General features: G+C 73.2%; 12 protein-coding genes. 4 read left to right on the top strand and 8 right to left on the bottom strand.

The features are described 5' to 3' along the window. Window positions 1-25: 25 nt before the first annotated feature. The gene (locus AB0M93_RS29425; protein WP_364278835.1) at window positions 26-1,087 is read left to right on the top strand and encodes a DNA polymerase III subunit beta; all 1,062 of its coding nucleotides are present in this window, start codon (window positions 26-28) and stop codon (window positions 1,085-1,087) included. On the opposite strand, the gene AB0M93_RS29430 is transcribed toward AB0M93_RS29425, so the two are convergent. The 8 genes from AB0M93_RS29430 to AB0M93_RS29465 all read right to left on the bottom strand — a co-directional run bounded on the left by AB0M93_RS29430 (window position 1,077) and on the right by AB0M93_RS29465 (window position 6,515). Next, on the bottom strand, window positions 1,077-2,039 hold the full coding sequence (locus AB0M93_RS29430; protein WP_364278838.1) for a hypothetical protein: 963 nt from the start codon (window positions 2,037-2,039) through the stop codon (window positions 1,077-1,079). The two genes, AB0M93_RS29425 and AB0M93_RS29430, sit on opposite strands and share 11 nt — an antisense overlap. A gap of 119 nt (window positions 2,040-2,158) precedes the next feature. Beyond that, window positions 2,159-2,410, bottom strand: coding sequence for a glutaredoxin domain-containing protein (locus AB0M93_RS29435; protein ID WP_364278840.1), 252 nt, complete (start codon window positions 2,408-2,410; stop codon window positions 2,159-2,161). Continuing rightward, window positions 2,407-3,177, bottom strand: a complete 771-nt coding sequence (locus AB0M93_RS29440) for an MBL fold metallo-hydrolase (RefSeq protein ID WP_364278843.1) — start codon at window positions 3,175-3,177, stop codon at window positions 2,407-2,409. Before AB0M93_RS29440 ends, AB0M93_RS29435 begins: the two co-directional genes overlap by 4 nt. Then, the gene (locus tag AB0M93_RS29445) at window positions 3,174-3,992 is read right to left on the bottom strand and encodes an NUDIX hydrolase (RefSeq protein WP_364278845.1); all 819 of its coding nucleotides are present in this window, start codon (window positions 3,990-3,992) and stop codon (window positions 3,174-3,176) included. The genes AB0M93_RS29440 and AB0M93_RS29445 overlap by 4 nt, the downstream gene beginning before the upstream one ends. Before the next feature lie 110 nt (window positions 3,993-4,102). Then, entirely contained in the window at window positions 4,103-5,230 is a 1,128-nt protein-coding gene (locus AB0M93_RS29450) for a hypothetical protein (protein WP_364278848.1), read from the bottom strand. Between the two features lie 36 nt (window positions 5,231-5,266). Continuing rightward, the gene (locus AB0M93_RS29455; protein WP_003068077.1) at window positions 5,267-5,893 is read right to left on the bottom strand and encodes a hypothetical protein; all 627 of its coding nucleotides are present in this window, start codon (window positions 5,891-5,893) and stop codon (window positions 5,267-5,269) included. Then, the gene (locus AB0M93_RS29460; RefSeq protein WP_364278851.1) at window positions 5,893-6,348 is read right to left on the bottom strand and encodes a RidA family protein; all 456 of its coding nucleotides are present in this window, start codon (window positions 6,346-6,348) and stop codon (window positions 5,893-5,895) included. Before AB0M93_RS29460 ends, AB0M93_RS29455 begins: the two co-directional genes overlap by 1 nt. Before the next feature lie 5 nt (window positions 6,349-6,353). Next, window positions 6,354-6,515: a DUF4177 domain-containing protein gene (locus AB0M93_RS29465; RefSeq protein WP_003068074.1), complete on the bottom strand. Its 162-nt coding sequence runs from the start codon at window positions 6,513-6,515 to the stop codon at window positions 6,354-6,356. 104 nt (window positions 6,516-6,619) lie between these two features. Between AB0M93_RS29465 and AB0M93_RS29470 the strand changes: the two genes are divergently transcribed. Genes AB0M93_RS29470 through AB0M93_RS29480 form a run of 3 tightly spaced genes read left to right on the top strand, consistent with a single transcriptional unit; the run spans window position 6,620 to window position 9,003 of the window. Then, window positions 6,620-6,868, top strand: a complete 249-nt coding sequence (locus tag AB0M93_RS29470; protein WP_364278854.1) for a hypothetical protein — start codon at window positions 6,620-6,622, stop codon at window positions 6,866-6,868. Between the two features lie 21 nt (window positions 6,869-6,889). Next, window positions 6,890-7,897, top strand: a complete 1,008-nt coding sequence (locus AB0M93_RS29475; protein ID WP_364278856.1) for an ArsA-related P-loop ATPase — start codon at window positions 6,890-6,892, stop codon at window positions 7,895-7,897. Beyond that, on the top strand, window positions 7,894-9,003 hold the full coding sequence (locus AB0M93_RS29480; RefSeq protein ID WP_364278859.1) for an ArsA family ATPase: 1,110 nt from the start codon (window positions 7,894-7,896) through the stop codon (window positions 9,001-9,003). Before AB0M93_RS29475 ends, AB0M93_RS29480 begins: the two co-directional genes overlap by 4 nt. Window positions 9,004-9,120 lie beyond the last annotated feature (117 nt).

Here is a 9,120-nt window from a genome sequence, read left to right on the forward strand (position 1 = left end):
CGGTGGTCGCCGCTAGCTTGTGGTCATGGACGTCACAGCGCCTGCCCACCGCCTCTCGGCGGCCGTCTCGGCCGCGTCGCGCCTGCTGCCCGCCCGCGCCGGGCTGCGGCTTCGCGCGGACGCGGCCGGGCTGACCGTCGCCGGCAGCGATCCGGACCTCGTCGTCCGGTTCGACTGCCCGGCCACCACGCACACCGACGGCTCGGTCGTCGTTCCGGCGGCACCGCTGGCCGAGACGCTGAGGGTGCTCGGGGCCGAGCGGGTGCGCCTGGTCGTCGAGGGCAGCCGTCTGGCCCTGCGGCTGGACAACGCCCGGTTCGCCCTTCCACTGCTGCCGGACTCGGGCGCCGGTGCGGAGCCACCGGTCCGAGTGTCCGAAGTGGACGGTGCCGCGTTCGCGTCGGCGCTGCGGATCGTCGCGGGCACGGCGGCGAAGGACGACCCCCTGCCGCTGTTCACCGGTGTCCGGCTGCAGGCAGACGGCGAGCGGCTGACGCTGACCGCGTCGGACCGGTACCGGATGGCCGTGGCCCGCCTGCCGCTGCGTTCGCCGGGTGCGCTGGACGTCCTGGTACCCGCGGCGCTGCTGGCAGAGGCGGCCCGCCAGGCGACCGGCGTCGTCGGGCTGCACGTCGGCCCGGGCCGGTTCGGCGTGAGCTGGCCGGGCGGCTTGGTCGGCACCGCCGTGCTCGATGCGGGCTTCCTGTCGGAGGACGCGATCCCTTCAGGCGCGGTCGACACCACGGTGACGCTGGAGGCCGACGCCCTGGCGGCCGCGGTGCGCCGCGTCGGCGTGTACGCCGAGGACCGGCGGGTCCTCACCCTGGAGGTGGGCGACGCCCAGGTCCGCCTGGCCGGCGCCCGGCAGGACACGGGCGAGGCGGAGGAGACGCTGAAAGCCGAGGTCGGCGGCGGCCGGACGGCTCCCTCGTTCCAGGCCCGGTACCTGCTGGACGCCCTGGGTGCGTTCGCGGGCGAGCGCGTGACGCTGTCGATCCAGCCGGGGATGCGGGCGTGCATCCTGCGGGCGGCCGAGGCCGGGGAGGTGGCGCTGACGTACTACCTGATGCCCATGCTCAGCCGATGAGCTCGGACAGGTCCCGGAGGACGACGTCGGCCGCCGGGCCGGCGGTGAACTGGCCGACCGTCAGGGCGGCGCTCCCGAAGCGCTGCTCGTAGGCCTGCCGAAGGTGAGGTGACGAGCGGCCGAGCGCCCACTCGACCGTCGAGGTGCTCGTGCGCAGGTAGTCGATGGGCGGCGAACCGAGCACGTACAGCTCGGCGCGGCGGTCACCGCGTTCGAGGACCAGGCTGACCAGGTCGGCGACGAGCAGGCGTTTGCGCATCGTGTCGCGGCCCTTCCACTGGGCGGCCTTGAACTCGGCCACGCGGCGATCCGTCTCGAGGTCGAACTTGCGGCCGCCGTCGTTCCCCGAGGCCAGCGACGGGCGCCGGACGATCCGTTCGCCCGGTTCGAGGATCTTCGGCAACGCCCGGACGATCATCGCCGCGTGGATGAGGTCGTTGACGCGGCCGGCGTGCTGCCGCACCAGCAGCGCGCCCCGGAGCAGGGCGTCCGTGAGCCCCTCGGGCGCCACCCGCTCCACGACCGTCTCGCGGTCGGCGCCCTCCAGGCGGTCCTCCAGCCGGCTCACCCGGCTGGAGAGGTCCTCCTGGCCGAAGAACTCATGGAGGTCGATGAACGACTTGACCGCCGTGCCGAGGTCGCTGCCGCCCACCGGCGCCTCGGCGGCCTGTTCGGGGACGGCCGGAACGCCGGGCTCGTGGGGCAGCGGGCTCGTCGCGAAGCCGAGCCGCCGGAGCTGCCGGATCGCGTAGTGCGAGATGAAGTCCGTCCGCGGCACGCCGAGAGCACGCTCGAAGATCTGCCTCGGCGGCCAGCGCTCCTCGCCGATCGACACCCAGTGCGTGCGGATCGGCTCGGGGCCGCCCAGGCCGGCGGCGTGCAGCACCTGCGCCCGGCTCAGGCGGTGCTGCACGCCGTTGAGTACGAAGTCGATCGCGCGCTCATCATCCACAGGCTGTGAGTCGCCCGCCTGCCTGCTCCTGCTACACCGGCTCCCATCAGGCGAAGCGCTTCAGCGGCCGGATCATCGGCGCCGGGTGCTCGATCGACTCCGCGTCGTCACGACGGCACTCAGGCCGACGCGGCCTTGACCGCCGCCTCGACCTCGGCGAACGACGGGTTCACCATGGCCTTCGAGCCGACGATCACCGTCGGCACGGTCTCGTTCCCGTTCGCCACCTCGCGCACCCGCGCGGCCGCCGCCGGGTCCTCCCAGATGTTGATCGCGCGGACGTTGAAGCCGCTCTTCGACAGCGGCCGCTCCAGTGCGGCGCAGAAGCCGCACCCCGGCCGCCAGTAGAACTCGACCTCGACGTTGCTCATCCGTTCTCCTCCGACCGCAGGTAGTCCAGCTGCGCCTGCACGCTCAGTTCGGCAGGCGCCCACAACGCCCGGTCGACGTCGGCGTACACGACCTCGACGACCTGGCGGGGCGTGGCGTCCGCCCCGAGCGTCTGCAAAGCCGAACGCACCTGGTCGAGCCGCTGTTCCCGGTGGGCGAGGTATTCGCGGGCGGTCGCCTGCAGGTCGGGCAGCTCGGGGCCGTGGCCGGGCAGCCCGAGCGTGCCCGGCGGGAGCTCGACGAGCTTCCGCAGCGAACGCAGGTAGTCGCCGAGGTCGTGCAGCACCGTGGTGCCGCGGCCGAGGATGGTGTCGCCGGTCAGCACCTGGCCGTCGAGCACCAGCGACACGGAGTCGTCGGTGTGCCCCGGCGTGTGCAGCACGCGGATCGACAGGCCGCCCGCCGAGATCACCTCATCGTCCACAAAGGACTTCGCGTCGAGGCACAGCGCGGGGTCGAACGCCCGCACCGGCGCGCCGACGCGCTCGGCGAACCACGGCGCGCCCTCGGCGTGGTCGGGGTGGAAGTGCGTCAGCAGGATCAGCTCGACCGCGCCGGCCCCGGCCAGCAGCTCGAGGTGCTCGAGGTCGCGGTAGCCCGGGTCGACGACGACGGCCGGGACGTCCGGCGCCGCCCGCAGCACCCAGCTGTTGGTGCCTTCGAGCGTCATCGACGACGGGTTGTTCTCCAGCAGCACCGACGCCGTCTCGGAGACCTGGCGCAGGACGCCGTACGCGGGGGCGGTCATCGCTTCTCCAGCACGACGCGGACCTGGTCGTTCTCGCGGACCAGCGTCGGCGCGATCCGGACGATCTCGCGCGGCGCGTTCAGCACGTCGTCGGCGGTGGCGAACTCCGCCAGCTCGCTCAGCGTCAGCCAGGTCGGCGGCATCAGCATCCGGCGGCCTTCGCGCGCGTCGGCGATGGCGTCCGCCGGGCGCTGCCAGCCGGAGCTCGACGCCTCCGACGTCGCCCCGTCGGCTTCCTGGCCTTCCGGCAGCTTCGCGACGTAGAAGCGGGTGTCGTAGCGGCGCGGCTCCTGCTCGGGCGTGATCCAGTGCGCCCACGGGCGCAGCAGGTCGGCCCGCAGCGTCAGCCCGGCGCCGGCGAGGAAGCCGGCCAGCGACACCTCGCGCGTCTCCAGGGCCTGGCGGGCGGCCGCGTACGGCGTGACGTCGGTGAGCACCGCGTCCGCGTCGCCCGCGAGCAGCACCCCGGACTCCTCGAACGTCTCGCGCACCGCCGCGCAGGTCAGCGCCCGCGCCAAAGCCTCGTCGCAGCCGAACCGCGAGGCCCACCACGACGGCTCCGGGCCGGCCCAGGCCACCGACGTGTCGGCGTCCCGCTGGTCGACCCCGCCGCCGGGGAACACGGTCATCCCGCCCGCGAACGGCATGCCCTTGACCCGGTGCTGGAGGAAGATCTCGACGCCGTCGGCGCCGTCCCGGACCAGGATGACGGTGGCCGCGTCCTTCGGCGTCGCCGGCGGGCCGTCGGCGTTCGCGCGGGTGGCCACCCCCGCGCCGACCGGGATGTCGAAGACGAACTCCTTGGGCTGCTCCACCCGGGAAACATACCTCCGGCACCCGACGCGCCGTCGCGCAGTTGTGGCACGCCGGACACGGAAAAGGCGGCACTTTCACGTGAAAGTGCCGCCTTCGCCGGGAAGTGAACCTAAGGTGCGGTCCAGCCGCGCTGGTCACCGCCGGAGCGGGACGCGCCGTTGAGCCGCATCTTCGCCGCCTCGGCCCGCTCGCGCTCGGCCAGCTCGGCGTGCAGCTCCCGCAGCAGCGCCCGGTCGCGCTCGCTCAGGCTCGGGTCGTCCAGGTCCAGCGCCGGCAGCTCGACGACTTCGTGCATCGACGGCTTGCCCGCGGCGATCTCGCGGCCCTTTTCCGGGTCCTCGGCCAGCGCCTGCCGCAGCTGCGCCACCTCGGCCGGCGTCAGGTCGGCGGTGCGCTCCGCCCGCGTCTCCGAGCGCGCCTTGCGGGGCGGCTCGGGGGCGGGCGGCGGCGACACGATCGGCACCACCGGGGCGACCGGCTCGGCCGGTGCCGTGGTGGCACTCGCGGACCGCATGCTGTGCCGGCTGCCCGACTCCGCGACCGGCTCCGGGTTCACCGGCGCCGACGGCTTGGCGGGTTCGGGACGGTACGTCGACGCGGGCGACGACGTACTCCCGGTCACCCAGGCCGGCGACGCGGCCGCCGAAGCGGCCTGGTGGTACTCGGAGTGCGCGACGCCCGGACCGCTGACCTCGACGACCGAGTGGATCCCGGCCCGGCGCAGTGCCGTGTCGACGCGGAAGGCGACGGCGGGCGGGTTGCCCTCCGGCCCCAGCTCGACGAGCACCACGCGCTGCGGCAGCGCGCCCGGCACGCTGCCGGCCGGGGTGTTGCGCCACACCGCGTGCACCGACCGGACGTCCGGCAGCACCTGCAGCGTCCGGTCGAGCGCCTCGGCGATGCCGAACTCCGGGGAGTTCTCGCCGCTGAACCGGTGCGTGTTGACCGGGTCGGCCTCGTCGACCAGCAGGTCGTTCGCCAGCGTCGCGTCCGACCGGCTCATCTCGAGGACGAGCGCGAGCTCGCGCTGCTCGGCGGAGCTGACCGGGATCCGGCCCGCGATGAGCGTGCCGGTGGTCAGCTCGACCGCCTCGTCGATGTGCGCCCGGGCGATCAGCTCACGCGCCTCGGTGAGCGCGCTGTCGTCGATCCGGCCCGCCAGGGCCAGCAACAGGTTGTGCAGGCGCAGGGGCACCGAGAACCCGTCCATGGGCGGGCCGTCGTGGACCTCCACCATTGCCTTGCTCCCTCCCAGCTCGCTGGCGGGCGAGCGTTATGCGGCTACTAGCCGGTTCCCCGTCACCGCGCCCACACAGACCAGCTCTGAGTCGGCCAGCGCGGCCCGGTGGTACCCCGGCAGGTCGAAGCGCGGCGGGATGACCTCGACGCTGGGCTCTTCGTCGCCCAGGACCCGCAACACGCGCTGCAGTTCGCCCGTCAACCTCGGCAAGCCGGCCTGCGCGGTGATGAGCAGGACGCGCTTGGCGGTCCCCTGCCCGACCACACCGACGTGTCGCCAGCTCTGCCGCACTTCCCCCACGTCCGGGCGACCCCGCAACGTTGCGTGGATCAGAACGGACACGGAGTCGACCGAGTTAACCCATTCGGGCGCACTCGACGTGAATGTGTACCGGTTCTCGGAGACGTCGTCTACCCCCAGGGTCGAACTGACCTGGTGCCAGTCGGCGCCGTGCGGGATCAGCCCGGCCACAAGCAGGCGGTACTCCGTCTGGTCGAGGTCAATCCTGTGCTTAAGCAAAGACCTCGGCAGGGTCCGGGCGAGGGTGCCCATGGCGCCCTCGCCGAGCCAGTCGCGGAACCGCCACAGCAGCTGGTCGGGCAGCCGCCCGGCCAGCCGGAGCAGCAGCTCGTGCGTGGACTGCTCGATGTCCGGGTCCATCACTGCACCTCCACGATCAGTTCGACCTCCACCGGCGAGCCGATGGGCAGCTCCGCGACGCCGACCGCCGAGCGGGCGTGCACGCCCGCGTCGCCGAAGACCTCGCCGAGGAGCTCGGACGCGCCGTTGACGACCGCCGGCTGGCCGGTGAAGCCTTCCGCGGAAGCCACGAAGCCGACAACCTTGACGATCCGCGTGACGTTGTCAATGCCCACCAGTGCGTGCACGGCCGCGAGCGCGTTGAGCACCGACGTGCGGGCGTGGCCCTTCGCCTCTTCGGGGCTGATCTCCGCGCCGACCTTGCCGGTCGCGGCGAGCACGCCGTCGACGAAGGGCAGCTGGCCGGAGGTGTAGACGTGCTTGCCGCTCTGCACGGCGGGCACGTACGCGGCCAGCGGAGCCGCCACACCCGGCAGCTCGATGCCGAGTTCCTTCAGCCGTTCGCTCCAGCTCACCCGGATCAGCCCTTCGGACGCTTGAGGTAGGCGACGTGCTGCTCGCCGCTCGGGTTCGGCAGCACGGTGACCAGCTCCCAGCCGTCCTCGCCCCACTGGTCGAGGATCTGCTTGGTGGCGTGGATCAGCAGAGGGACGGTGGCGTACTCCCACTTGGTGGCGCTCATAGCCGGGAGCGTAGCCAAGCGGGCAAGCGCGCCGGGGGCCACCGCCGGGAAACGCGTCGCGACGCGCCGGAGTGTGGTTCATCTCACGCCGCTAGCGTGGGTCCGTGGAAACGTGGCGGGTGATCGCGACGGCGCTGCTCGCGGCGGCCGGGCTGCCCCTGGTGCTGGTCGTGATGGCGAAAGTGCGCGACCGGACGCAGAGTTCCGGCCAGGTCGCGGTCGGCGGCGTGATCACCTTCACGCTGCTGGTCGTGCTCGGTGTGCTCACCCTCACCGTGCTGCCCGGGCTCGCCGCCTGGGTGCTGGTGGCGGTGGTCACGGCTGCGGTCAGCGTCATGCTGCTGGCCAGCTGAGAGCTGATTTAGGGTGAAGAAGTGACCACTCCCCATGCCGGCTGGACCGACGAGCTTGCCCGCGCCCGGCTGCACTTCGTCACCGGCAAGGGCGGGACCGGCAAGACGACGCTCGCCGCCGCGCTCGGCCTCGCGCTCGCCCGCCAAGGCCGCCGCGTGCTGCTCATCGAGGTCGAAGGCCGCCAGGGCATCGCCCAGCTCTTCGACACCGAGCCGCTGCCCTACGCCGAGCAGCGCATCGCGTCCGTCCCCGGCGGGGGCGAGCTGCGGGCGCTGCACATCGACGTCGAAGCCGCGCTGCTCGAGTACTTCGAGATGTTCTACAACCTCGGCTTCGCCGGCCGGACGCTGCGGCGGATGGGCGCGATCGAGTTCGCCACCACCCTTGCGCCCGGGCTCCGCGACGTCCTGCTCACCGGGAAGATCAAGGAGTGCGTCGGCCGCACCGAGTCCGACGGGCGGCACACCTACGACGCCGTGGTCGTCGACTCGCCGCCGACCGGCCGGGTCGTCAAGTTCCTCGACGTCACCAAGGCCCTCACCGACCTCGCGAAGACCGGCCCGATCCGCGGCCAGGCCGAGGGGGTGGTGCGGCTGCTGCACTCCGGCGAGACCGCGGTCCACCTGGCCACGCTGCTGGAGGAGATGCCGGTCCGCGAAACCGTCGAGGCCGTGGCCGAGCTCGACGGCGCCGACCTGCGTCCCGGCGCGGTGCTGGTCAACCGGGTCCGGCCGCCGCGGCTGCCCGCCCGGTCGGTGACCGCCGCCGCGGACGGGCGCGTCGACGCCTCCCGCGTCCGCGACGGGCTGGCGTCGGCCGGGCTGAAGCTGCCGCAGGCGACCCTGGAGGCGCTGGTCGACGAGACTGTCGAGCACGCCGTGCGGGTCGCCGCCGAGCAGCGGGCGCGCGAGCAGCTCGCCGAGGCCGACCTGCCGACCCTGGAGCTGCCGGACCTGACCGAGGGCGTCGACGTCGCGGCCCTCTACGACCTGGCGGAAGCCCTGACCGACCAGGGGGTGCGGTTGTGACCACGATCGACATCGACGCGCTGCTCGACGACCCGGAAAGCCGCGTGATCGTCTGCTGCGGCTCCGGCGGCGTCGGCAAGACGACGACCGCCGCGGCGCTGGCCCTGCGCGCGGCCGAGCGCGGACGGCAGACGGTGGTGCTGACGATCGACCCCGCGCGGCGGCTGGCGCAGGCGCTCGGCCTGCGCGAACTGGGCAACCACCCGAGGCAGGTGCAGGTCGAGGGCTTCGAGCCCAAGGGCGAGCTGTGGGCGATGATGCTCGACATGCGCCGCACGTTCGACGACATGGTGCGCGTGCACGCCGGGCCGGAACGCGCCGAGCAGCTGCTCCAGAACCCCTTCTACCAGACGATTTCCACGTCGTTCTCCGGCACGCAGGAGTACATGGCGATGGAGAAGCTGGGCCAGCTCGCGGCCACCGGCGAGTGGGACCTGATCATCGTCGACACCCCGCCGAGCCGGTCCGCCCTGGACTTCCTGGACGCGCCGACGCGGCTTTCCTCCGCGCTGGACGGCCGGATGATCCGGCTGCTCACCGCGCCGGCGAAGGCCGGTGGCTGGGGCTTGCGCAAGGTCGTCAACGCCGGGTTCTCGATGTTCGCCAAGGCGGTTTCGACGATCATCGGCGGCCAGCTGCTGACCGACGCGTCGGCGTTCATGCAGGCCTTCGACAGCATGTTCGGCGGCTTCCGCGAGCGTGCCCGCAAGACCGCGGAGCTGCTGCGCTCGTCGGGGACGTCGTTCCTGGTCGTGGCCGCGCCGGAGCCGGACGCGCTGCGGGAAGCGTCCTACTTCGTCGAGCGGCTGTCGGCCGAGTCGATGCCGCTGGCCGGGCTGATCGCGAACCGGACGCACCCGGTGCTGGCGTCGCTGTCCGGCGCGGAGGCGCTGGCGGCGGCCGAGACGCTGCAGAACGCGCCCCTGGCCGAAGCGGTGCTGCGGCTGCACGCCGACCGCGTCGACCTCGCGGCCCGCGAGGAGCGGCTGCTGGCGCGGTTCACCCGGGCGCACCCGGAGGTGGCGCTGGCCCGGGTGCCCGCGCTGGCCGGCGACGTCCACGACCTCGACGGCCTGCGCGACATCGGCGTGAAGCTCGCCGGCTGACCCCGCCACGCCCGTGGGGGGGGGTTTGGGGGGGTTTTAGGGGCCCGTCAACACAAAACCCCCCCCCCCCGGGGGGGCCGCGCCCGCATACCCAGCGAGCGCCGCGCGGGGGGGTGC

The organism is Amycolatopsis sp. NPDC051102, from assembly GCF_040682815.1.
Lineage (GTDB): Bacteria > Actinomycetota > Actinomycetes > Mycobacteriales > Pseudonocardiaceae > Amycolatopsis.